Genomic DNA, 22934 nt, shown 5'->3' on the forward strand with positions numbered 1-22934 from the left:
AGCCAGGCGCGGCGGCGCCGCCGGTCCACGGACGCGCCCGCGACCCCGGCGGCGAGCCACAGCGCGGCGTGCTCACCGCTCCAGGACAGGGCCCGCGCGGTGCGGGCGACGTGCGGTCCGTCGCCGCACCGGCGCAGCGCGGTGAGCAGCCGGCGGTCCACTTCTGACACACGTGACGCGGCGGAGTCCGGAGTTCGCACCGGCGGGTTCTCCTTCGTTCGTGGTTCGCCCTTCCAGAACAAAAGGGACAATGAGTTAATATGCCCACTATTGACTTTTGACTCACCATCAGTCACCCGTTTCAGTGAGAGGACCGGCATATACGGGCAATCAACACCTCTCGGGCGATAACGTCACCCGTATGCCTGCTCCCTCCGCCCTGACCACCCCCGTCTCCGGCTGGGGCCGCACCGCGCCCACCACCGCGCATGTGCTCCGCCCGCGCACCTACGAGGAGGCCGCCGAGGCGGTCCGGGACTGCGGGGGCCGCGGCGCCATCGCCCGCGGGCTCGGCCGGGCGTACGGCGACGCCGCGCAGAACGCCGGCGGCGCCGTCCTCGACATGACGGGCCTGGACCGGATCCACGAGATCGACGCCATCAACGGCCTGGTGGTCTGCGACGCCGGGGTGAGCCTGCACCGGCTGATGCAGGTCCTGCTGCCGCTCGGCTGGTTCGTCCCCGTCAGCCCCGGGACCCGTTACGTCACGGTCGGCGGGGCCATCGGCACGGACATCCACGGCAAGAACCACCACCTCTCCGGGTCGTTCACCCGCCACGTACGCGCCATCGAGCTGCTGACGGCCGACGGCGGCACCCGCCTCGTCACCCCCGAGGACGAGCCCGAGCTGTTCTGGGCGACGGCCGGCGGCATGGGACTGACCGGCGTCGTGCTCGCCGCGACGATCCAGCTGCTGCCCGTGGAGACCTCGCTGATGAGCGTCGACACCGAACGGGCCACCGACCTCGACGACCTGATGGCCCGGCTGACCGCCGACGACCACCGCTACCGCTACTCGGTCGCCTGGATCGACCTGCTCGCGCGCGGCGCGAGGACCGGCCGCGCCGTCCTGACCCGCGGCGACCACGCCCCGCTCGACGCCCTGCCGCCGCGCGCCCGCCGCGACCCGCTCGACTTCCGGCCCGGCCGGCTGCCGGGCGCCCCGAACTTCGTACCGGAAGGGCTGCTCGGCCGCGGCAGCGTCGGGCTGTTCAACGCCCTCTGGTACCACAAGGCGCCCCGCGAACGGCACGGCGAGCTGCAGAAGATCTCGACGTTCTTCCACCCGCTCGACGGGGTGCCGGACTGGAACCGGATCTACGGGCGCAGCGGTTTCGTCCAGTACCAGTTCGTCATCGGCAACGGGCAGGAGAGCGCGCTGCGCCGCATCGTGGAGCGGATCAGCCGCCGCGGCATCCCGTCGTTCCTCGCCGTGCTCAAGCGGTTCGGCGAGGCCGACCCGGGCTGGCTGTCCTTCCCGATGGCCGGCTGGACCCTCGCCCTCGACATCCCCGCGACCATGCCGGGGCTGGCCACCTTCCTCGACGTCCTGGACGACGAGGTCGCCGCTGCCGACGGCCGCGTCTACCTCGCCAAGGACTCGCGGCTGCGCCCCGAACTGCTGCCCGGCATGTACCCGCGGCTCGACGCCTTCCGGCGGCTGCGCGCCGAGCTCGACCCCCGCGGGGTCTTCACCTCGGACCTCGCCCGCCGCCTCGCCCTCTAGGACGGTCCCGGGCGGGCCCCGCAGCGGGGCCCGTCAGACCGCCCCAGGCCCCCCAGGCCCCCTAGGCCCACCAGGAGCTCCGCAGTGAAAGACGCCTTCGGCACCCCCCAGTCCCTGCTGATCCTCGGCGGCACCTCCGAGATCGCGCTCGCCACCGCCCGCCGCCTCATCGGCCGCCGCACCAGGACCGTCCATCTGGCGGGCCGCCCCTCCCCCGCCCTCGACGCCGCCGCCGAGCACCTGCGGTCGCTGGGCGCGGACGCGCACGCGGTGCCCTTCGACGCGCTGGACACCGCGTCCCACGAGGAGGTGCTCGGCAAGCTCTTCGCGGAGGGCGACCTCGACATGGTGCTGCTCGCCTTCGGCGTACTGGGCGACCAGACGCGCGACGAGCAGGAGCCGCTGTCGGCCGTCCATGTCGCGCAGGTCAACTACACCGGGGCGGTGTCCGCGTCGCTGGTGTGCGCGAGCGCGCTGCAACGGCAGGGGCACGGCTCGCTGGTCGTGCTCTCCTCGGTGGCCGGCGAGCGGGCCCGGCGGAGCAACTTCATCTACGGGTCGAGCAAGGCGGGCCTGGACGCCTTCACCCAGGGCCTCGGCGACGCGCTGCACGGCTCGGGCGTGCACGTGATGGTCGTCCGGCCCGGCTTCGTCCGCACGAAGATGACGGCGGGGCTGCCGGAGGCGCCGCTGGCCACCACTCCCGAAGCGGTCGCGGAGGCCATCGAGACGGGCCTGCGGCGGCACGCGGAGACGGTGTGGGTGCCGGGCGCGCTGCGCTTCGTCATGTCGGCACTGCGGCACGTGCCGCGCGCGCTCTTCAGGAAGCTGCCGGTCTGAGGGCCGGCCGCCGCTTCATCCGAGGGCCGGCGACCTCTTCAGGGGATCAGCGGGGCGTCATGGGTGGCGCGGGCGCCCTGCTGGTGCGGAACGGCACCACAGGTGTCGACGCCGAAAGGGTACTCACGCATCTTCCGCCAGACCCCGTCCCCGCCCTGCTCGTACAGGGCGAACCCGGTGGCCGTCCAGGTCGCCTTGAAGTCCGCGAGCGCCGCGTAGGCCCGGTCCATCGCCTCCTCGGCGATGCCGTGGGCGACGGTCACATGCGGGTGGTACGGGAACTGCAGCTCACGCACGACCGGTCCCGAGCGCACCTCGCCCTGCAGCTCGGTGCACTCGCGGGTGCCGTCCGCCAGGTGCACGTAGACCACCGGGGACAGCGGGCGGAAGGTGTCCGTGCCGTCCAGCCGCATCGGGAACGGCCGGCCGGCCGCCGCGACCTTCGCGAGGTGGCGGCGCAGCGCGGGGAGGTCACCGGAGTCGATCTCGGTCGGCGGCAGCAGCGTGACGTGCGTGGGGATGGCGTACGCGGCCGGGTCACCGAAGCCGGCGCGCGCCTCCTGGAGCAGGCGGCCGTAGGGCTCCGGGACCGCGATCGAGACTCCGATCGTGCTGGTCCCCACTGCGTTCACCCCTCTTCCCCGGATCACGGGCGCCTCGCGGGCGCTGTTCGGTCTGCTCTCAGTGTGACGCGTGCGCGGGTCGCGCCGCGAGCGTCGTCGGACACACTCTGCCGGGACCTCTGACTCTGGTACCGCCCCGGCCGGGCCCTCCCGGTGCGGCGCTGCGCCGGTGCTCCGGTGCGTTTCAGTGCTTCGCGGGCAGGAAGCCGATCCGGTCATACGCGCTGGCCAGGGTCTCGGCGGCCACGGCGCGCGCCTTCTCCGCACCCTTGGCCAGGACAGCGTCCAACGTCTCCGGGTCGCCCAGGTATTCCTGCGTGCGCTCCCGGAACGGTGTGACCCACTCCACAAACTGCTCCGCGAGGTCCGTCTTCAGCGCACCGTAGCCCTTGCCCGCGTACCGCTGCTCCAGTTCCGGGATTCCGGTACCGGTGAGAGTGGAGTAGATGGTGAGGAGATTGCTGATGCCCGGCTTGTCCTTCTCGTCGAAGCGCACCACGGTGTCCGTGTCGGTGACCGCGCTCCTGATCTTCTTCGCCGAGACCTTCGGCTCGTCGAGAAGGTTGATCAGGCCCTTCGGGGACGACGCCGACTTGCTCATCTTCGCCGTCGGGTCCTGGAGGTCGTAGATCTTCCCGGTCTCCTTGACGATGTGCGGCGCCGGGATGGTGAACGTGTCGCCGTAGCGGCTGTTGAACCGCCCCGCCAGATCGCGGGTCAGCTCGACGTGCTGGCGCTGGTCCTCACCGACCGGCACGGCGTTCGCCTGGTACAGCAGGATGTCCGCGACCTGCAGGATCGGGTACGTGAACAGGCCGACGGTCGCCCGGTCCGCCCCCTGCTTCGCCGACTTGTCCTTGAACTGCGTCATCCGGCCGGCCTCGCCGAACCCGGTCAGGCAGTTCATCACCCAGCCGAGCTGCGCGTGCTCCGGCACGTGGCTCTGGATGAAGAGCGTGCAGCGGTCCGGGTCCAGGCCCGCGGCCAGCAGCTGCGCCGCCGCGAGGCGGGTGTTGGACCGCAGCTCGGCGGGGTCCTGCGGCACCGTGATGGCGTGCAGGTCCACAACCATGTAGAACGCGTCGTGGGTCTCCTGGAGCGCCACGTACTGGCGGATCGCGCCCAGGTAGTTCCCCAGGTGGAAGGAGCCTGCGGTGGGCTGGATACCGGAGAGGGCGCGCGGTGTAAGGGGCGGGGCGAAGTCCCTCGGTTGAGGGTGGTGGTGGGTGACGGGCGGGCGGTCGTTGGCCATGCCGTCATTCTCTCAGGTCCCCCGGCCCCGATCACCCCCTCCCCGGCACCGCTGCGGGGGTGCGCCCCGAACAGCGGATGCCGCAAGGTTTCATCGCATTGCGGCCGACCGACGATAGAAAGGGGCGTCACCCCGCCCCGAGGCAACAACTCCCGACGCACCACGAACGGAGCACGTACGTGACGACAACGGACACCAGCATCGCCGCCGCAGAGGCCCACAGCGCGCACAACTACCATCCGCTGCCGGTCGTCGTCGCCACCGCGGAAGGCGCGTGGATGACGGACGTCGAAGGCCGCCGGTACCTGGACATGCTGGCCGGCTACTCGGCCCTCAACTTCGGCCACGGCAACCGACGGCTGCTCGACGCCGCCAGGGCCCAGCTCGACCGTGTGACGCTGACCTCCCGCGCCTTCCACCACGACCGGTTCGCCGACTTCTGTACGCAGCTCGCCGAGCTGTGCGGCATGGAGATGGTGCTGCCGATGAACACCGGCGCCGAGGCGGTCGAGACGGCGGTCAAGACCGCCCGGAAGTGGGGCTACAAGGTCAAGGGCGTCCCGGACGGGCGCGCGAAGATCGTCGTCGCGGACGGCAACTTCCACGGGCGCACCACCACGATCATCAGCTTCTCCACGGACCAGGAGGCACGGGCCGACTTCGGGCCGTACACGCCCGGGTTCGAGATCGTTCCGTACGGCGACCTCGCCGCGATCGAGGCGGCCGTCGACGAGCACACGGTCGCCGTCCTGCTGGAGCCGATCCAGGGGGAGGCGGGGGTGCTGGTGCCGCCGCCGGGCTATCTGGCGGGAGTGCGGGCGCTCACCCGGGACCGGAACGTGCTGTTCATCGCCGACGAGATCCAGTCGGGGCTCGGGCGGACCGGCCGCACCTTCGCGTGCGAGCACGAGGGTGTCGTGCCGGACATGTACGTCCTCGGGAAGGCGCTGGGGGGCGGTGTGGTGCCGGTGTCGGCGGTCGTGTCGTCCGCGGCGGTGCTGGGCGTCTACCGGCCCGGCGAACACGGGTCCACCTTCGGTGGGAACCCGCTGGCCTGCGCGGTGGCGCTGGAGGTCATCGCGATGCTGCGCACCGGCGAGTACCAGCAGCGCGCCACCGAACTCGGCGACCACCTGCACCACGAGCTCGGCCTCCTCACGGGCTCCGGGCCGGTCGCGGCGGTGCGGGGGCGCGGGCTGTGGGCCGGGATCGACATCGCGCCGGGGCACGGGACGGGGCGCGAGGTGTCGGAGCGGCTGATGGACCGGCGGGTGCTGGTGAAGGACACGCACGGGTCGACGATCCGGCTGGCGCCGCCGCTGGTGATCTCGAAGGAGGATCTGGACTGGGGGCTGGAGCAGTTGCGAGCGGTGCTCGCGGGCTGACCGCCGGGGCGTGGGGGTCGGGGGCCGGGGCGTGGGGGTCGGGGCTTCGAAATCGACTATTTACGGGCGTGGCCGCCCACAAATAGCTCGGCAGCATTTCGAAACCCCACCCCTGCGGACCCGGCCCCCTCACGTCCGGACGGCATCGGCGGGTGTCGTTCGGCCCGCCGGCGTTTGAGGCGATCTTTCAGCCCGGCCGGCGATTGAGGCCGGTCCGGGCGGGGCCGGTCCGGGCGGGGCCGGTCCGGGCGGGGCCGGTCCGGGCGGGGCCGGGTCCTCCCGTCGTATCCCGTCCGGCGGACCTAAGGTCGGCGCATGGTCGTGGGAATGCTCTGCGCGCTCGGCGCAGCCGTGTGTTTCGGGGTTGCTTCGGTGTTCCAGGCGGTCGCGGCGCGGGCCGCTACGCCGGGGAGCGGGTCCGGGGTGGATGCCCGGCTGTTCGTGCGGGCGCTGCGGCAGTGGCGGTACGTGGCCGGGCTCGGGCTCGACACCGCCGGGTTCGCGCTCGAGCTCGTGGCGCTGCGGGTGCTGCCGATCTACGCCGTCGGCGCCGCGCTGGCGGCCAGCCTGGCCGTCACCGCGGTCGCCGCCGCGCGGATGCTGAAGGTGCGGCTGAAGGGCGTCGAGTGGGGCGCGGTGGCCGCCGTGTGCGGCGGGCTGGGGATGCTGGGGCTCGCGTCCGGGCCGGAGGGCGACGGAGTCGGGAGCACCGCGCTGCGGTGGGGCGTGCTGGCCACCTCGTTCGCGGTGCTGGGGCTCGGCGTGCTCGCCGGGCGGCTGCCGGACCGGGCGCGGGCCGCCGCGCTGGGGTTCGGCGCGGGGATCGGGTTCGGGGTCGTCGAGGTCGCCGTGCGGCTGGTCGACGATCTGTCGCTCGGCGCCGTGCTCGGCAATCCGGCGGCCTACGCGCTGCTCATCGGCGGCGGCGCCGCCTTCCTGCTGCTGACCTCGGCCCTGCAGCGCGGCTCGGTCACCGCCGCCACCGCCGGGATGGTGATCGGCGAGACCGTCGGGCCCGCCCTGGTCGGGGTGATCGCGCTCGGCGACCGCACCCGGCCGGGGCTGGAGCCGCTGGCGTTCGCGGGCTTCGCCCTGGCGGTGCTCGGCGCGCTGGTGCTGGCCCGGTTCGGGGAGGGCGGCGCGCCGCCGGAGAGCGCTTAGCGGGCGGCGGGCGAGAGCCGGGTGGTGACGCCGACCCGGTTCCAGGCGTTGATCGTGATGCACATGGCGATCAGACGTGCCAGCTCGGCCTCGTCGAAGTGCCGGGCGGCCTCGTCGAAGACGTCGTCGGGGACGCCGTGCTCCCCTAGGCGGGTGACGGCCTCGGAGAGGGCGAGGGCGGCGCGCTCGCGGGCGGTGAAGAAGGGCGTCTCGCGCCAGGCCCCGATGCCGTGGAGCTTCTGCTCGGACAGACCGAGCTTGCTCGCGTCGTGGGTGTGCATGTCCAGGCAGAAGGCACAGCCGTTGAGCTGGGACGCGCGGATCTTGACCAGCTCGGCGACGACCGGGTCGAGGCCGTGGGCGGCGGCCTTGTTGAGCGCCAGGATCGCCTCGTAGACGTCAGGGGCGGCCTTCATCAGGTTGATGCGCTGGGCGGGAGCGGGGACAAGGGTCTGGTCGTTCGAAGTCATGGCTCCACGCTAAGCGGACAGTGGCCCCGTCGCATGGTCCACTTGAGAGATGAACGACTGGGCCATTTCCGGGGTCGACCTCCATCTCGACCTGACCGCCGGCACCGGTGCGAGGGCCGGTCTGGAGCGGGCGCTGCGCGAGGCGGTACGGGACGGCCGGCTCACCGCGGGGACCCGGCTGCCGTCGTCGCGGGCGCTGGCCAAGGACCTCGGCCTGGCCCGCAACACGGTCGCCGACGCGTACGGCCAGCTGGTCGCGGAGGGCTGGCTGGCCGCCCGGCAGGGCTCCGGCACGCAGGTGGCGGGCAGTGCGCCGCCGCCCCGCCCGGCCCGCGGCCGGGCCGTGCCCGAGCAGACCGGGCTGCTGCTGGGGAATCCGGCCGCCGACGGCTACCCCTACGATCTGCGGCCCGGCTCCTCCGACCTGTCGGCGTTCCCGCGCGGCGCCTGGCTCGCGGCGGCCCGCCGCGCCATGGCTGCCGCGCCCAACGAGGCCTTCGGCTACTCGGACCCGCGCGGCCGCCCCGAGCTGCGGGAGGCGCTCGCGGAGTACCTGGCGCGGGTGCGCGGGGTGCGGGCCGACCCCGAGCTGATCCTGGTCTGCTCGGGGTTCGTCCAGGGGACCGGGCTGCTGGCCCGCGCGCTGCGCGACCGCGGCGCCCGCCGGATCGGCGTCGAGGCGCTCGGCTTCCCCGACACCCGCCGGATCCTGCGCTCGGCGGGCCTCAGCACCGTCGAACTGCCCGTGGACTGCAGCGGCGCCCGGCTCGACGGGCTCGGCCCGCACCACCGCCCCGCGGCGGACGCGGTGCTGCTGACGCCGGCGCACCAGTTCCCGGCCGGGGCGTCGCTCTCGCCCGAGCGGCGCACCGCGGTGGTGGAGTGGGCGCGGGCCACCGGCGGGACCGTGATCGAGGACGACTACGACGGCGAGTTCCGCTACGACCGGCAGCCCGTCGGCGCGCACCCGGGGCTGGCCCCCGGCCAGGTCGTCTACGCCGGTACCGCCAGCAAGAGCCTGGCGCCCGGCATACGGCTCGCCTGGCTCGTCCTCCCGCCGGCCCTCCTCGACGCGGTGGTCGCCGAGAAGCGGTCCGCCGACCGCCACTCCCCCGTCATGGACCAGCTCACGCTCGCCGAACTGATCCGCTCGGGCACCTACGACCGCCATGTGCGGCGGATGCGGCTGCACTACCGCAGGCGCCGCGACCGGCTGGTCGCGGCGCTCGCCGCCCACGCCCCCCAGGTGCGGGTGTCGGGCATCGCGGCCGGGCTGCACGCCGTCCTCGAACTGCCGCCCGGCTCAGCCCCGATGAGCGACCTCGTCGCCCGCGCGGGCCGGGCGGGCCTCGCCCTCGCGGGTCTCGACGCCTACAACGGCCCGGCGGACGGTCCCGGCGCCCTGGTCGTCGGCTTCGGCACGCCGCCGGAACACGCCTTCAACGGCGCGCTCGACGCACTGTGCGCGCTGCTCGCCGAAGCGACCGGCAACAGCCGCTGATCAGCCGCTGTCGGACGGGCAGTGGCCGGTCGTGCAGAACGACGACAGCAGGTTCCTGAAGACCTCCTGGTGCGCGGTCCAGTCACCGTCCGGGCCCGCCACCAGCAGCGCGTACTGGACGGTGCTGGGATCGGTGAAGGCCTGGACGACGACGTGCCGGACAGTGCCGTCGGTGCGGACGTAGGTGTACTCGAGTTCGGCGGCGTCACCCGCGCCGGAACCGAGCTGCACCAACCGGATCCGGTGGTACCCGGGGTTCTTCGACACCGTCTGCTCGGTCGCCACCAGGGACTCGTACGGCGTCGTCTCGGGACCCCGCAGCGCGAACACCTGGATCAGGCTGTTGCCGTCCGCCGTCCTGTAGAAGACGCTGTCGCCCTCCGTGCTGCGCTGCCAGCCCTCGGGAACGTCCAGGGAGAAACCGGCCGGGTCGGACGTCCGGACGTAGCCGGACGGCGCCGGGCTCGGTCCTTCGGTGCTCGGGCTGTACGAGGGCGAGTCGGTGGTCGACTCCGACGGGGTCCCCGTATCGGTCGTACCGTCGGTCGTGCTGTCGGTCGTGCTGTCGGTCGTGGTGTCGGTCGTGGTGTCGGTCGACGGCTGGTCGAAGGGCGGCGAACTCGACCCGGGCCGGGCGTCCTTGTTCCCGTCGTGGTGGCGCAGCAGCGCCCAGCCGCCGAATCCGAGCCCGGCCACGAGCACCACCGACGCGACGACGGCCGTCAGCACGGTCGCGCGCGACCAGCCCTGCGGCGGTCCCGGTGGCGGGCCCGGGGGCGGGCCGGGCGGCGGGCCGAACGCGGGCCCCAGGATCGGTTCGTACCGTGTCGCGTCGTGCGTCATGCCGTGCGTCGTCGGCCGGTAGGCCGGCGGTGGCGGGTACACCGGAGGCTCGTACGGCTCCTCCGGCGGGTACACCGGGGGCTCGTACGGCTCCTCCGGTGCCTGTCCGGTCTGTGGGCCCCGCACCCACTGCTGCCGGTCCGCGTCCCAATGGCTCATGTCGGCCCCCTCCTCATCCGAGCGGCTGGGCGATGGCCTGGACGACGGCGACGGCCGACGCCAGTCCGCCGGCCGCGGTGCTGCCGCTGATCAGCAGCGACCGCAGCCGCTCCAGCCGGCCGCGCTCGGCCCGCCCGGTCCGGTCGGTCCGGTCGATCTCGCCCGCGACGTCCGCGAGCTCCCCCTCGACCTCGTCGAGACCATTGTCCTCCGACCGTGCCGGCAGCGGCAGTTGCGCGCGCGGGAGTCTGACGGCCGTCATCAGTTCGGGGGACGCGAAGACCAGCTGCTCGATGACCCGGCCGCGAAAGTCGATGTCGGGGTACACACCCGCGCACAGCAGGCGGGTGGCCTCCGTACGGGAGCCACGGCGCACGGGACCGGACATTCGCCCCCCGATCGTCGAACTCACGTCCGATCAACGCGAGTTGAACGTAATCCGGAGTTCTCAGGATAAAGGACACGCCCGCTGCCCGGATGGTTCCGGCGTCATATTCCTGTACACGGCAACGGCCCGCCGCCGGCCCCTCTCGGGGACCGGCGGCGGGCCGTCGTGCGCTGTGCGTGGGGCTCAGATGAGGCCGAGGGCGCGGACCGCGTCGCGCTCCTCCTCGAGCTCCTTCACCGAAGCGTCGATGCGGGCGCGGGAGAACTCGTTGATGTCCAGGCCCTGGACGATCTCGAAGGCGCCGTCCTTGGTGGTGACCGGGAAGGACGAGATCAGACCGGCCGGAACGCCGTAGGAACCGTCGGAGACGATGCCCATCGAGGTCCAGTCGCCGGCCGCGGTGCCGTTGACCCAGGTGTGCACGTGGTCGATCGCGGCGTTCGCGGCCGAGGCGGCCGAGGAGGCGCCACGGGCCTCGATGATCGCGGCGCCGCGCTTGGCGACGGTCGGGATGAAGGTGTCGGCCAGCCACTGCTCGTCGTTGACGACCTCGGCGGCGTTCTTGCCGGCGACCTCGGCGTGGAAGATGTCCGGGTACTGGGTCGCCGAGTGGTTGCCCCAGATCGTCAGGCGCTTGATGTCGGAGACCGTGGTGCCGGTCTTCTTCGCCAGCTGCGAGAGCGCCCGGTTGTGGTCCAGGCGGGTCATCGCGGTGAAGCGCTCGGCCGGTACGTCCGGGGCCGCGGCCTGCGCGATGAGCGCGTTGGTGTTCGCCGGGTTGCCGACGACGAGGACCTTGATGTCGTCCGCGGCGTTGTCGTTGATCGCCTTGCCCTGCGGCTTGAAGATGCCGCCGTTGGCGGAGAGCAGGTCACCGCGCTCCATGCCGGCGGTCCGCGGGCGGGCGCCGACGAGCAGGGCGACGTTCGCACCGGCGAAGGCGACGTTCGGGTCGTCGGTGATCTCGATGCCGCGCAGCAGCGGGAACGCGCAGTCGTCGAGCTCCATGGCGGTGCCCTCAGCGGCCTTGAGACCCTGCGGGATCTCCAGGAGGCGGAGGTTCACCGGCACGTCCGAGCCGAGCAGATGGCCCGACGCGATGCGGAAGAGCAGCGCGTAGCCGATCTGGCCCGCCGCTCCGGTGACGGTGACGTTGACGGGGGTGCGAGTCATTGCCTTCTCCTGGCCTTTTCCTGCGGGAAATCTGGCCGCCCCGGCAGCGTCCCTAGCCCCGGAACGTGGGTCTCTCGGCATCAAGAGACCCGCCGTCAGGCTATCGCGCCACGGCGGAACAGTTGACCCGCCCCGGTGTGGCCCCGGTCACCGCTTCGCGATTTCCGGGCCGGCGGCGGGATCAGCGCACCGAGAAGCGGATGATGTCCTCGAGGAACGGGACGTCCAGGATCGGATCCGGCTGCACCATCAGCGCCAGCAGCACGATGGCGGTACCGAGCACCAGGTACGTGATGACGTCGGTGAACCGGCTGCGCACGGCCAGCATGCCGACCGACGGCAGCGTGAACCGCATCGCACCGCCCACCAGCAGCGCCGCCCCGACGATCACCGTTCCCGCCCGGAAGTGGTCGGCCGCGGTCAGCACCAGGCCGAGCGCGACCCCGCCGAGCACCACCAGGATGGGCCACTGCCGGGCCGGCGCGGAGGCGTCCCGGCCGGCCGCCCGGCCGCCGCCCTCGGGGCGGGCGGTGGTCCGCGTCCAGAGCGCGTACCGGTGCGGCCGGGGAGCGGCCGCCTCGCCCGCCGCCACCTCTCCGGGCTCCGGCTCAGCCGCCATGGCCCGCAGCCGCGCGCTCGGCAGCCTCGACGACATTGGCCAGCAGCAGCGCGCGGGTCATCGGGCCGACGCCGCCGGGGTTCGGGGAGATCCAGGCGGCGACCTCGGCCACCCCCGGGTCCACATCGCCGACGATCTTGCCTTCGCCGTCGCGGCTGACACCGACGTCCAGCACGGCCGCGCCGGGCTTGACGTCCTCCGGCTTGACCAGGTGCCCGACCCCGGCCGCCGCCACGATGATGTCCGCCTGGCGCAGCAGCCCGCTCAGGTCACGGGTGCCGGTGTGGCACAGCGTCACGGTGGCGTTCTCGCTGCGGCGGGTCAGCAGCAGCCCGATCGAGCGGCCCACGGTGATACCGCGGCCGACGACGACCACATGCGCGCCGTTGATCTCCACCTTGTGGTGGCGCAGCAGCTGGACGATGCCGTTCGGGGTGCACGGCAGCGGACCGGTCTCGTTGAGCACGAGGCGGCCGAGGCTCATCGGGTGCAGGCCGTCGGCGTCCTTCTCCGGGTCCATCAGCTCCAGGACCCGGTTGGTGTCGATGCCCTTGGGCAGCGGGAGCTGGACGATGTAGCCGGTGCACTCCGGGTTCGCGTTCAGCTCCCGGACGACCGCCTCGATCTCCTCCTGGGTAGCGGTGTCGGGCAGTTCGCGCTGGATCGAGCCGATGCCGACCTGCGCGCAGTCGCGGTGCTTGCCCGCGACATACCATTTGCTGCCCGGGTCCTCACCGACCAGCAGGGTGCCAAGACCGGGCACGATGCCCCGGGCCTTGAGCGACGCCACGCGGGACGTGAGATCGGACTTGATCGCGGCTGCGGTGGCCTTGCCATCGAGAATCTGGGCGGTCATGACCCCATCTTTCCGGATGGGGGGTCCCGCCGACGAATCCGGGCCTCGGATCGTTACCCGATGCCCGCACTCGGCCGCGCCTTGACCCGCCCTTGACTCCGTGGCCGATCCGCCGCCACCGCGCGCCTTGCGCTGCCACCACCGTGGCCACGACGATGTGCCCCTGCGTCCCCACGCTCCACGTCCCCGCTCGGAGGAAACCGCACGTGAGCTATCCGCCCGGCCCCAACAACCCTTACGACCAGCCGCAGCAGCCGCCCCAGTCCCCGCAGGGGTACGGCTACCCGCAGCAGCCGCCGCAGTTCCCGCAGCAGAACCAGGGCCAGTACGGGTACCCGCAGGGCGGCCTGCCGCCGGGGATGCCCCCGCTGGCGAGCTGGGGCGCGCGCGCCGGCGCCACGCTGCTGGACTTCCTGATCGTCAGCCTGGTGCCGTTCATCCTGATCATCGTCGGCTACGTCCAGCTCGCCAAGGTGCTCTTCGACGCGGCCGACCGGTGCAACACCAGCGGCACCAGCACCTGCCCCACCCCCTCGATGCCGGGCGGCGCCCTCGCGATGATCGCCATCGGCGGCATGCTGAGCCTCGCCGGCACCCTGTGGCTCTGCTACCGGGAAGGCTCCACCGGCCAGACCCCGGGCAAGAAGATCGCCGGGATCCACCTGCTGCGCGAGGCCGACGGCCAGGTGCTGGGCTTCGGGATGGCGTTCGTCCGCCGGCTGTGCCACGCCCTCGACGGGATGGCCTGCTACATCGGCTACCTGTGGCCGCTGTGGGACGAGAAGAACCAGACCTTCGCCGACAAGATCATGCACACCGTCGTGGTGAAGCGCCCGTAGACCGGCGACGGCCCGCACCCCCTCGGGGGTGCGGGCCGCGTTCGGCTCTGCGTCTGCGTCAGTGGAAGAAGTGCCGGGTCCCGGTGAGGTACATCGTCACGCCGGCCTTCTTCGCCGCCTCGACGACCAGCTCGTCACGGACCGAACCGCCCGGCTGGACCACGGCCTTGACGCCCGCCGCCAGCAGGATCTCCAGCCCGTCGGGGAACGGGAAGAAGGCGTCGGAGGCCGCGTACGAACCCCGCGCCCGCTCCTCGCCCGCCCGCTCCACCGCGAGCTTCGCCGAGTCCACCCGGTTGACCTGCCCCATGCCGACGCCGACGCTGGCGCCGCCCTTGGCGAGCAGGATCGCGTTGGACTTCACGGCGCGGCAGGCGCGCCAGGCGAAGGCCAGGTCCGCCAGCTCGGCGGCGTCCAGCGCCTCACCGGTCGCCAGCGTCCAGTTCGCCGGGTCGTCGCCCTCGGCCTGCAGCAGGTCCTTGACCTGGACCAGCGCCCCGCCCTCGATCGGCCGGTACTCGCCCGAGCCGATCGGCGCGTCCGCGCAGCGCAGCACCCGGATGTTCTTCTTGCGGGCCAGCACCTCGACGGCGCCGTCCTCGTACGCCGGCGCGACGATGACCTCGGTGAAGATCTCCGCGACCTGCTCGGCGAGCTCCACGCTCACCGGGCGGTTGACCGCGATGACCCCGCCGAACGCCGACAGCGGGTCGCAGGCGTGCGCCTTGCGGTGCGCCTCCGCGACATCCGCGCCGACCGCGATCCCGCACGGGTTGGCGTGCTTGATGATCGCGACGCACGGCTCCGTGTGGTCGTACGCGGCCCGGCGCGCCGCCTCGGTGTCCGTGTAGTTGTTGTACGACATCTCCTTGCCGTGCAGCTGCTCGGCGCCCGCGAGGCCCTTGCCGCTGCCGTCGCTGTAGAGCGCGGCGGGCTGGTGCGGGTTCTCGCCGTAGCGCAGCACGTGCTGCCGGGTGAGGGCGACGCCGGTGAAGTCCGGGAACGGGCTCTCGTCGGCCGCGTAGCCCTCGGCGAACCAGATCGCCACCGCCAGGTCGTACGAGGCGGTGTGCTGGAACGCCTCGGCGGCGAGCCGCTTGCGCTGCGTCAGGTCGAACCCGCCGTCCTTGACGGCCGCGATGACGTCCGCGTAGTGCCCGGGGCTGGTGACGACCGCGACCGAGGGGTGGTTCTTGGCGGCGGCGCGCACCATCGAAGGACCGCCGATGTCGATCTGCTCGACACACTCGTCGGGCGACGCGCCCGAGGCGACCGTCTCCTTGAACGGGTACAGATTCACGACCACCAGCTCGAACGGCTCGATGCCGAGCTCGGCCAGCTGCCGCTGGTGGTCCTCAAGACGCAGGTCCGCGAGGATCCCGGCGTGCAGCTTGGGGTGCAGGGTCTTGACCCGGCCGTCCAGGCACTCCGGGAAGCCGGTGACGTCCTGGACCGGCGTGACGGGCACCCCGGCGGCGGCGATGCGCGCGGCGGTCGACCCGGTCGACACCAGTTCGACGCCCGCCTCGTGCAGTCCGCGCGCCAGCTCCTCCAGCCCGGTCTTGTCGTACACACTCACCAGCGCGCGGCGGATCGGCCGCTTCGTACCTTCGGCGCTCATGCCGGAATCAATACCTTTCGTCCCTCAATGCGATACCCGTCGCGAGCCAGCCGCCCCACGACGTCGACGAGCAGCCCTCGCTCGACTTCCTTGATGCGCTCATGGAGCGCTTCCTCCGTGTCATCCGGCTCGATGGCCACCACCCCCTGGGCGATGATCGGGCCGGTATCGACGCCGTCGTCGACGAAGTGCACGGTGCAGCCCGTCACCTTCGCGCCGTACGCGAGCGCGTCCCTGACGCCGTGGGCGCCCGGGAAGCTCGGCAGCAGCGCGGGATGCGTATTGACGAACCGTCCCCCGAACCGCGCGAGGAACTCCTTCCCCACGATCTTCATGAAGCCGGCCGAGACCACCAGGTCCGGCCGGTGTTCCGCCGTCGCCTCCGCGAGCGCGAGGTCCCATCCCGCCCGGTCGGCGTAGTCCTTCACCTTCACCACGAAAACCGGCAGCCCGGCCCGCTCCGCCCGCTCCAGACCGGCGATGCCGTCCCGGTCGGCACCGACCGCCACGATCCGCGCGCCGTACGCGGGATCGCTCTCGATGACATCGAGCAGCGCCTGCAGATTCGTCCCCGAACCGGAGACGAGGACGACTAGACGAGCCGGGGTTTGCGCAGCCACTGGCGGGGCTCTCTCTCGAGACCGTGCGGATTTGGAGGATCGTATGAGCCGACGGATCCCACGATTCGGGGAACCCTACGAGGCCGTCGACCGTCAGCAACGATACCGGCACGCGAAGGTCCCCCCACGGGACGGGGGAGCGCGCGGACGGTAGCGTCTTCCGGAGGAACAGCAATCGCGCGCCCTGCGCGTGACGCATACGACATGAGGAGTCGACGGCAAGGGGATGGCGCTACCAATCATGAGCAGCCGACAGATCACTATCGCGCTGCGTGCGCCCGAGGGCGATCAGCAGGACAACCCGTTCGCCCCGCCGCCCGAAGGCGCCCCCGAACAGCCCTGGCAGCCCCGGCGCCCCGAAGGCACGCCCGAGGACGGCGACAGCACCCCGCCGCCTCCGCCGCCGCCCGGCTGGGGCGGCCAGTGGAGCAACCAGCAGCCCGGCCGCCAGGACGGCTTCGGCCATCGCCCCAGCGGCCCCGAAACCCCGCCGCAGCCCAACGGCTCACGCTTCGACCCCACCGACCCCGCCCAGCGCCGCTCCCGCTACGCGCTGGTCTGCGGCGGCTGGGCGCTGATCTTCGCGATCCTCCACTGGACCGAGCTCGGCCTCCTGCTCGGCGCCCTCGCCCTCTACTGGGGCATCAGCGCCCTGCGCATGAAGCCCGAGACCCGCGCCGCCGCCCGCGCCGAAGCGGCCGCGGCCCTCGCCGCATCCGGCGCCGACACCCCCCGCCCCAACCCCTCCGCGAACCCCGCCTCCCAGCGGTCCTTCGCGGCGGCGGCCTGGAGCGGCATCATCACGAGCGCGGTCGCCCTGGCGATCGTCGCCGCGAGCTTCACCCTCCAGTTCGTCTACAACGACTACTACACCTGCAAACGCGACGCCCTCACCACCCCGTCGAGCGAATCCTGCAAGGACCTCCTCCCGAAGCCGGTCCGCTCCTTCCTGGGCAACGACGGGTAGTCCTCCGGACGGGCGGAATGCCTGCCGGCGGGGGCGCGGGCCCGTGAACCCCCGCAGCCCCGTCACGCCTGCGGCGGGCTTTTCGCCTACCGGCGGAGTGCGGGCCGCGGACACCCACAGCACCCTTGCGCCTGCGGCGGGCTTTCCCCCACCCACCCGCCCTTTCGCCTACCGGCGGGGCCGGACTGCTGTGGGCCCGCGGTCGAAGCGGACTTCCCGCCCACCCCGGGGCTGTGACGCGAGGGGACCGGGGCCGTTGGGGGCACCCCCGGCCGGAGGTTGGGGGAGGGGTACTTCGAAAATGCTGCCGAGCTATTTGTGGGCCGCCAGGCCCTGAACAGTCGATTTCGAACCGCCGCCCCGCAGGGCCCGGGCACCGACCCAGCTACTCCGCCGGCGGCACCAACGGCGGCACCAGCGGCATAGGCGGAACCTCCGCCACCTCGGCCGCAACCTCCGGCGCAGACCGCGACCACGACCACCGCCACCGGAAAACCCCCCGCACGCTCCCCCACCGCTCCCCCCAAGACACCGGCTCCGCCGGATCCCGCACATGCCACCACCGCACCCCCACCGCCCCCGCCGCCCCCACCACCAGCGTCCACCCGAGCGCCGCACCCCCCGCCGCCCACCACCGCGGCCCGAAGTCCGCAAGGACGGCCGAGCCCATCGGGCCCGCCGACCAGCCGGCGAGCAACGCGGTGGCCGCGCCGCAGCCGAGCGCGGCGAGGGCGGCGACCAGCGCGGTGCGGGCGGGGCGCCAGGAGCCCGCCGCGGCGGCGCCGCCGACGAGCCAGGCCGCGTAGACCCCGGCCAGCACAGGAAGACCGAACACCGCCCAGCTCAGCGGCGTGGCCCCGGGCGCCGGAAGCGCCGCCAGCAGCGGAAAGTTCGGCAGAACGTCAGGCCCGGATCCGGGCCCCAGCCCGGACGCGCCCAATCCGGCTGGAGCCACCACACTCCCGGCGCCCACGGCGAACCCCGGCCCCAGCGCATACGACGCACCCCACACAGCCATGTTCGGCACCAGCGCCAGAGCGACCAGCAGCACCGCACACCGCCCCGAGAGCGGAGCGCTGAGCTGCGCGAACGAATGTCCGACCAATCGTTCATGCCAGACGAGCGAGGCCCCGCCGAGCACCGCGCCACCCCCGACGAGCACGGCGGTGGAAGCCGCGGCGGCACGGAGGGCGGCCGGCAGGCCGCCTTCCGGAAGGGTCAGCCACCGCGGCAGCGAGAGTTCGTCGAGCCAACGGCGTACCGCCCGGGGAAGCGCGACCGCAGGTCGCCCGCACCCGGACCACGCGCCGGCCCCGGCCGCCAACGCGGCCACGACCGGCAGATGGAGCAGCGCGCTGAGCGGAACGCTGCGCACCTGCCCGTAGGACGTGTAGAGCACGGCGCCGACGCCGACCAGCAGATATCCGGCGACGAGCCAGCCCGCGGCGGCAGCCGCGACCCGAGGCTCCGTCCGCACACCGGAACCGTCACCGACGTCACCCTCCCCCGACCCTTCGGGAGGAGCAGCCGCATGCGCCGCGGCCCGGTACAGCAGCCACCCGGGCAGCACGGTGAGCAACAGGGGCGTGGCGCCGATCGGGGCGGGCAGCCCGGACAGCGTGTCGGTCCGCGACAGGCACGCGCCGTGGGCCAGCAGCCACAGATCCGCGGCGATGCGCAGAGCGCCGTCGAGTCCGCTGTCCGGGAACGGTGCGCTGATCCACAGGATGAGAACGGTGACGGCGAGGGCCCCGAGCCCGAGACCGGCCGCGACCACCCCGCCACCGAACGCGGCGGCCGCCGCGGATGCGCGGCGGGAGTTCGCGGCACGCTCGGGCAGGCCGGGAAGGTGGTCCGTCATGTGGGTCACGTCGACCCATGGTGCCAAGAACACACCGATTTGAGGCGGTAGCGGGCGAACGCCCGTCGTGTCGCGCAATATGACTTTATGCGTCTTTTCACACAATCGTGCGTACGGGGATTCGAAGGCGGTCGGAGCGGCTGTGTGAGGTCGGGCACGTGACGGCGCGGAAGGCGGCGAAGCAGGCCTCTACCGCCAAGAAGGCCGCGAAGACGGTGAAGACCTCGGCCGAAGAACGTCCCCAGCGCGCCAGGACCCGCACACGCGCCGGCTCACCGGCGCCCAAGCCCCAACCAAAACCCCAGCCCAAGCCCCAGCCCAAGCCGGATCCCCAGCCCGAGTCCCAGTCCCGACAGTCCCCGTCCCAGCCCGCCTCCCCGTCCCCGTCTCCCCCCCCCTCCGCACCCAGGACGAACGCTCCCGAGTCCTCACACCTCGTCACCCGTGCGGCCCGGCCCGCCGTTTCCCCAGTCGAGCCGGCGCCCATCGCACCCCTCCCTGAGCGCCCGGAAGTCGCCGTCAAGCGCGCTCCCAAGCCGGCGAACACCCCCACGCGGCGTGCGAAGGCGCGCCCCCCGGCGATCCCTGTGGCCGCCGACCCGACGCCTCCGCCACCGCCGGCACCACCGCGGACGCCGAAGCCCAAGCCATCACCACCCCCGCCACCCGTACCTACCGCTCCGCGGGCACCGACCACACCGATCCCACCGGCCCAGACCGCACCGACCTCACCAGCCCTGTATCCCGAGGCCGCCTTCGACAGTCTGTACACGCACAGCGTGAGCGGCCTCGTGCGGCAGGTGGACCTGATCACCGGGAATCCGGGCTTCGCGCGGCATGCCGTGCGCCGCGCGTTCGATCTCGCGTGGCAGCGGTGGCCGGAGGTCGCGGCGGATCCGGATCCGGTCGGCTGGGTGCGCGCGGCGGCGTACGAGTACGCGCTCGCGCCGTGGCAGCAGTGGGTGCCGGGGCACCGTACGCATCCACGGGCCGCCGCGCGGACGCTGCGCGGCTCCGAACGGGACGGCGCGGTGCGGGCGGCGGTGCTGCGGCTGTCGCCTTCGCAGCGGCAGGCGCTCGTGCTCTACGACGGGCTGGGGCTCGATCTGCCCGTGGCCGCGGCCGAGAGCGAGGCGAGCACGGTCGCGACGGCGAGCCGGATCACTCAGGCGCGGGCGGCGCTGAGCGCGGCCGTCCCGGAGCTGGGCGACCAGGCACCGGCACGGCTGAAGGCCATCCTCACGGAGCCGGAGCAGGACGCGGAACCAGACCCGAAGACGGGTACGGGAACGGCTGGCGCCCAAGAGGTCCCGGCGGCCCGGGTACGCGTTGCGAGCGAGCGGGGCGTGCGCCGCAGGACGCTGTCCGCGGTGGCACTGACCGCGCTGATCGCCGGGGCGACGGGCGCCGCGCTGGTGGTGACGTACGACCGCGTCGGCGAACTGCCGCACCGTGCCCAGCCGACGCCGGTGACCGCACCGCCCTCCGCCACTCCGGGGCAGGGCGTACCGGAGGCGGGCCGCATCGGCCGACCGGGCCCCGCCAAGCCCACCCGGCAGACGACCGCACCCAGCAAACCCGTCAAGCCCATCAAGCCCAACAAACCGGCCGAATCTCCCGCACAAGCCCCCCGTTTGCCCCCTGAGCGCTGAGCCGCCCAGGGCCGCACAGGGGTCGCACCGGCGGCGGCACCGGCCGCACAAAGCAAACGCGGGCCCGCCCCCCGAAGGGGACGGGCCCGCGTCGTCACGCGTGACGACCTCTCAGCCGTCAGCAGACGAACGTCAGCCGGCGAGGATGGCGCGCGCCAGGCGAGCCGTCTCCGACGGGGTCTTGCCGACCTGGACGCCGGCGGCCTCGAGGGCCTCCTTCTTCGCCTGGGCGGTGCCCGACGAACCGGAGACGATGGCGCCCGCGTGGCCCATGGTCTTGCCCTCGGGGGCGGTGAAGCCCGCGACGTAGCCGACGACCGGCTTCGTCACGTGGGCCTTGATGTAGTCCGCGGCCCGCTCCTCGGCGTCGCCACCGATCTCACCGATCATGACGATCAGGTCGGTGTCGGCGTCCGCCTCGAACGCGGCCAGCGCGTCGATGTGGGTGGTGCCGATGATCGGGTCGCCACCGATGCCGACGGCGGACGAGAAGCCGAGGTCACGGAGCTCGTACATCATCTGGTACGTGAGCGTGCCGGACTTCGAGACCAGGCCGATACGGCCCGGCTTCGTGATGTCGCCCGGGATGATTCCGGCGTTGGACTGACCCGGGGTGATGAGACCGGGGCAGTTCGGGCCGATGATGCGGGTCTTGTTGCCCTTGGCGCCGGCGTGCGCCCAGAACGAGGCGGAGTCGTGCACCGTGATGCCCTCGGTGATCACGACGGCCAGCGGGATCTCGGCGTCGATCGCCTCGACGACGGCGTCCTTCGCGAACTTCGGCGGCACGAAGATGACGGTGACATCGGCACCGGTCTTCTCGATCGCCTCGGCGACGGAACCGAACACGGGCACCTCGGTGCCGTCGAACTCGACGTTCGTGCCGGCCTTGCGCGGGTTGACGCCGCCAACGATGTTGGTGCCGTCCGCAAGCATGAGCTTGGTGTGCTTCATGCCCGTGGCGCCGGTCATCCCCTGGACGATGACCTTGCTTTCCTTGGTCAGGAAAATAGCCATGGTGTGGTGACCTTGTCCCTTACTTCGCAGCCGCGAGCTCGGCGGCCTTGTCGGCCGCGCCGTCCATGGTGTCCACACGCTGCACGAGCGGGTGGTTGGCGTCGGTCAGGATCTTGCGACCCAGCTCCGCGTTGTTGCCGTCCAGGCGGACGACCAGCGGCTTGCTGACGACCTCACCCTTGGACTTGAGCAGCTCCAGGGCCTGGACGATGCCGTTGGCGACCTCGTCGCACGCGGTGATGCCACCGAAGACGTTGACGAAGACGGACTTGACGTCCGGGTCGCCGAGGATGATCTCCAGGCCGTTCGCCATGACCTCGGCGGAGGCGCCGCCACCGATGTCGAGGAAGTTGGCGGGCTTGACGCCGCCGTGCTTCTCACCGGCGTACGCGACGACGTCGAGGGTGCTCATGACGAGACCCGCGCCGTTGCCGATGATGCCGACCTCACCGTCGAGCTTGACGTAGTTGAGGTTCTTGGCCTTGGCCGCGGCCTCCAGCGGGTTGGCGGCGTCCTTGTCCTCAAGGGCCGCGTGGTCCGGCTGGCGGAACTCGGCGTTCTCGTCGAGCGAGACCTTGCCGTCGAGCGCGATGATCTTGCCGTCACCGGACTTGATCAGCGGGTTGACCTCGACGAGGAGGGCGTCCTCCTTGATGAAGACGGTCCACAGCTTCTGCAGAACGTCGGCCACCTGGTCGGCGATCTCGGCCGGGAACTTGGCCGCGGCGACGATCTCGGCGGCCTTCTCCGGGGTGCAGCCCTCGTTGGCGTCGACCGGAATCTTGGCCAGCGCGTCCGGGTTCTCCTCCGCAACGATCTCGATCTCCACGCCGCCCTCTACGGACGCCATGGCGAGGAAGGTGCGGTTGGTGCGGTCCAGCAGGAAGGAGACGTAGTACTCCTCCGCGATGTCCGCGGTCTCGGCAAGCATCACCTTGTGGACCGTGTGGCCCTTGATGTCCATGCCGAGGATGGCATCGGCCTTCGCGACCGCGTCTGCGGGGTCGGAGGCGAGCTTCACGCCGCCGGCCTTGCCTCGGCCACCGACCTTGACCTGCGCCTTGACGACCGCACGGCCACCCAGACGTTCGGTCACCTCACGAGCCGCCTCGGGCGTCTCGATGACTTCACCGGCCAGCACCGGTACACCGTGCTTGGCGAAGAGATCCCTCGCCTGGTACTCGAACAGGTCCACGCGCGTCCGTCCTTGGTGATCGCGGTTTGTTTTCTACGCGAACGTGCCGATACGGGAAGCGTGACTACGCGGTCACAAGGAGGGCGCACACGGTCACCGAAGTACGCGGCATGTCCGTCTCGCAGGTTATCCCCGTGGGACGTAGGTCCCTAAATCGCAGGTCACA

21 protein-coding genes and 1 pseudogene are annotated in these 22934 nt (G+C 72.3%); 8 read left to right on the forward strand and 14 right to left on the reverse strand.

Annotation, left to right across the window (positions count from 1 at the left end; all coding sequences use genetic code 11):
- Positions 1-200 (reverse strand): annotated as a pseudogene (locus G3I60_RS38885) (hypothetical protein); the annotation flags it as partial.
- 161 nt (positions 201-361) lie between these two features.
- Here G3I60_RS38885 and G3I60_RS38890 point away from each other — a divergent pair.
- Together G3I60_RS38890 and G3I60_RS38895 are read left to right on the forward strand one after the other, a co-directional pair.
- Complete coding sequence (locus tag G3I60_RS38890; RefSeq protein ID WP_138352261.1) at positions 362-1726, forward strand: FAD-binding oxidoreductase; 1365 nt, start codon at positions 362-364, stop codon at positions 1724-1726.
- Between the two features lie 84 nt (positions 1727-1810).
- On the forward strand, positions 1811-2566 hold the full coding sequence (locus G3I60_RS38895; protein WP_138352262.1) for a decaprenylphospho-beta-D-erythro-pentofuranosid-2-ulose 2-reductase: 756 nt from the start codon (positions 1811-1813) through the stop codon (positions 2564-2566).
- A gap of 38 nt (positions 2567-2604) precedes the next feature.
- Here the strand turns inward: G3I60_RS38895 and G3I60_RS38900 are convergent, their stop codons facing one another.
- Both G3I60_RS38900 and trpS read right to left on the reverse strand, forming a co-directional pair.
- Positions 2605-3189 carry a 2'-5' RNA ligase family protein gene (locus G3I60_RS38900; RefSeq protein WP_138352263.1) on the reverse strand — a complete coding sequence of 195 codons (585 nt, stop codon included), beginning with the start codon at positions 3187-3189 and terminating at the stop codon, positions 2605-2607.
- A 184-nt stretch (positions 3190-3373) separates the two neighbouring features.
- Positions 3374-4441, reverse strand: a complete 1068-nt coding sequence (gene trpS / locus G3I60_RS38905; protein WP_138352264.1) for a tryptophan--tRNA ligase — start codon at positions 4439-4441, stop codon at positions 3374-3376.
- 179 nt (positions 4442-4620) lie between these two features.
- Between trpS and rocD the strand changes: the two genes are divergently transcribed.
- A complete protein-coding gene (rocD, locus tag G3I60_RS38910; RefSeq protein ID WP_138352265.1) occupies positions 4621-5826 on the forward strand; it encodes an ornithine--oxo-acid transaminase in 1206 nt (401 codons plus the stop codon).
- 315 nt (positions 5827-6141) lie between these two features.
- Positions 6142-6987, forward strand: a complete 846-nt coding sequence (locus G3I60_RS38915; protein ID WP_203674949.1) for a hypothetical protein — start codon at positions 6142-6144, stop codon at positions 6985-6987.
- Here G3I60_RS38915 and G3I60_RS38920 read toward each other — a convergent pair.
- Positions 6984-7457 (reverse strand): carboxymuconolactone decarboxylase family protein, encoded by a 474-nt coding sequence (locus G3I60_RS38920; protein ID WP_138352266.1) that lies wholly within the window; start codon positions 7455-7457, stop codon positions 6984-6986. The genes G3I60_RS38915 and G3I60_RS38920 overlap by 4 nt on opposite strands.
- A 49-nt stretch (positions 7458-7506) precedes the next feature.
- Between G3I60_RS38920 and G3I60_RS38925 the strand changes: the two genes are divergently transcribed.
- Positions 7507-8958, forward strand: a complete 1452-nt coding sequence (locus tag G3I60_RS38925; protein ID WP_164608345.1) for a PLP-dependent aminotransferase family protein — start codon at positions 7507-7509, stop codon at positions 8956-8958.
- On the opposite strand, the gene G3I60_RS38930 is transcribed toward G3I60_RS38925, so the two are convergent.
- The 5 genes from G3I60_RS38930 to G3I60_RS38950 all read right to left on the reverse strand — a co-directional run bounded on the left by G3I60_RS38930 (position 8959) and on the right by G3I60_RS38950 (position 12996).
- On the reverse strand, positions 8959-9960 hold the full coding sequence (locus G3I60_RS38930) for a hypothetical protein (RefSeq protein WP_164608346.1): 1002 nt from the start codon (positions 9958-9960) through the stop codon (positions 8959-8961). It abuts the gene before it with no gap.
- 13 nt (positions 9961-9973) lie between these two features.
- Positions 9974-10348: a hypothetical protein gene (locus G3I60_RS38935; RefSeq protein ID WP_164294965.1), complete on the reverse strand. Its 375-nt coding sequence runs from the start codon at positions 10346-10348 to the stop codon at positions 9974-9976.
- A gap of 183 nt (positions 10349-10531) precedes the next feature.
- The gene (locus tag G3I60_RS38940) at positions 10532-11521 is read right to left on the reverse strand and encodes a malate dehydrogenase (protein ID WP_164294966.1); all 990 of its coding nucleotides are present in this window, start codon (positions 11519-11521) and stop codon (positions 10532-10534) included.
- Between the two features lie 181 nt (positions 11522-11702).
- Complete coding sequence (locus G3I60_RS38945; protein WP_138359411.1) at positions 11703-12140, reverse strand: DUF3017 domain-containing protein; 438 nt, start codon at positions 12138-12140, stop codon at positions 11703-11705.
- Entirely contained in the window at positions 12130-12996 is an 867-nt protein-coding gene (locus tag G3I60_RS38950; RefSeq protein ID WP_138359409.1) for a bifunctional methylenetetrahydrofolate dehydrogenase/methenyltetrahydrofolate cyclohydrolase, read from the reverse strand. Before G3I60_RS38950 ends, G3I60_RS38945 begins: the two co-directional genes overlap by 11 nt.
- A 206-nt stretch (positions 12997-13202) precedes the next feature.
- Here G3I60_RS38950 and G3I60_RS38955 point away from each other — a divergent pair, with 206 nt between their 5' ends.
- The gene (locus G3I60_RS38955) at positions 13203-13835 is read left to right on the forward strand and encodes an RDD family protein (RefSeq protein ID WP_164294968.1); all 633 of its coding nucleotides are present in this window, start codon (positions 13203-13205) and stop codon (positions 13833-13835) included.
- 58 nt (positions 13836-13893) lie between these two features.
- Here the strand turns inward: G3I60_RS38955 and purH are convergent, their stop codons facing one another.
- Together purH and purN are read right to left on the reverse strand one after the other, a co-directional pair.
- Entirely contained in the window at positions 13894-15456 is a 1563-nt protein-coding gene (purH, locus tag G3I60_RS38960) for a bifunctional phosphoribosylaminoimidazolecarboxamide formyltransferase/IMP cyclohydrolase (protein ID WP_164294969.1), read from the reverse strand.
- Complete coding sequence (gene purN, locus G3I60_RS38965; protein ID WP_138359403.1) at positions 15453-16076, reverse strand: phosphoribosylglycinamide formyltransferase; 624 nt, start codon at positions 16074-16076, stop codon at positions 15453-15455. The genes purH and purN overlap by 4 nt, the downstream gene beginning before the upstream one ends.
- 241 nt (positions 16077-16317) lie before the next feature.
- Here purN and G3I60_RS38970 point away from each other — a divergent pair, with 241 nt between their 5' ends.
- Positions 16318-17043, forward strand: a complete 726-nt coding sequence (locus G3I60_RS38970; protein ID WP_232484672.1) for a hypothetical protein — start codon at positions 16318-16320, stop codon at positions 17041-17043.
- 385 nt (positions 17044-17428) lie between these two features.
- Here the strand turns inward: G3I60_RS38970 and G3I60_RS38975 are convergent, their stop codons facing one another.
- Positions 17429-18904, reverse strand: coding sequence for a DUF6350 family protein (locus G3I60_RS38975; protein ID WP_239070819.1), 1476 nt, complete (start codon positions 18902-18904; stop codon positions 17429-17431).
- 779 nt (positions 18905-19683) lie between these two features.
- On the opposite strand from G3I60_RS38975, the gene G3I60_RS38980 reads away from it, so the two are divergent.
- Positions 19684-20556, forward strand: coding sequence for an RNA polymerase subunit sigma-70 (locus G3I60_RS38980; protein ID WP_164294972.1), 873 nt, complete (start codon positions 19684-19686; stop codon positions 20554-20556).
- Positions 20557-20688: 132 nt separating this feature from the next.
- Here the strand turns inward: G3I60_RS38980 and sucD are convergent, their stop codons facing one another.
- Positions 20689-21573 carry a succinate--CoA ligase subunit alpha gene (gene sucD, locus G3I60_RS38985; RefSeq protein ID WP_138352982.1) on the reverse strand — a complete coding sequence of 295 codons (885 nt, stop codon included), beginning with the start codon at positions 21571-21573 and terminating at the stop codon, positions 20689-20691.
- Between the two features lie 19 nt (positions 21574-21592).
- Positions 21593-22768 carry an ADP-forming succinate--CoA ligase subunit beta gene (sucC, locus tag G3I60_RS38990; RefSeq protein WP_138352981.1) on the reverse strand — a complete coding sequence of 392 codons (1176 nt, stop codon included), beginning with the start codon at positions 22766-22768 and terminating at the stop codon, positions 21593-21595.
- Positions 22769-22934 lie beyond the last annotated feature (166 nt).

This window comes from Streptomyces sp. SID13666, from assembly GCF_010548325.1.
GTDB lineage: Bacteria > Actinomycetota > Actinomycetes > Streptomycetales > Streptomycetaceae > Actinacidiphila > Actinacidiphila fildesensis.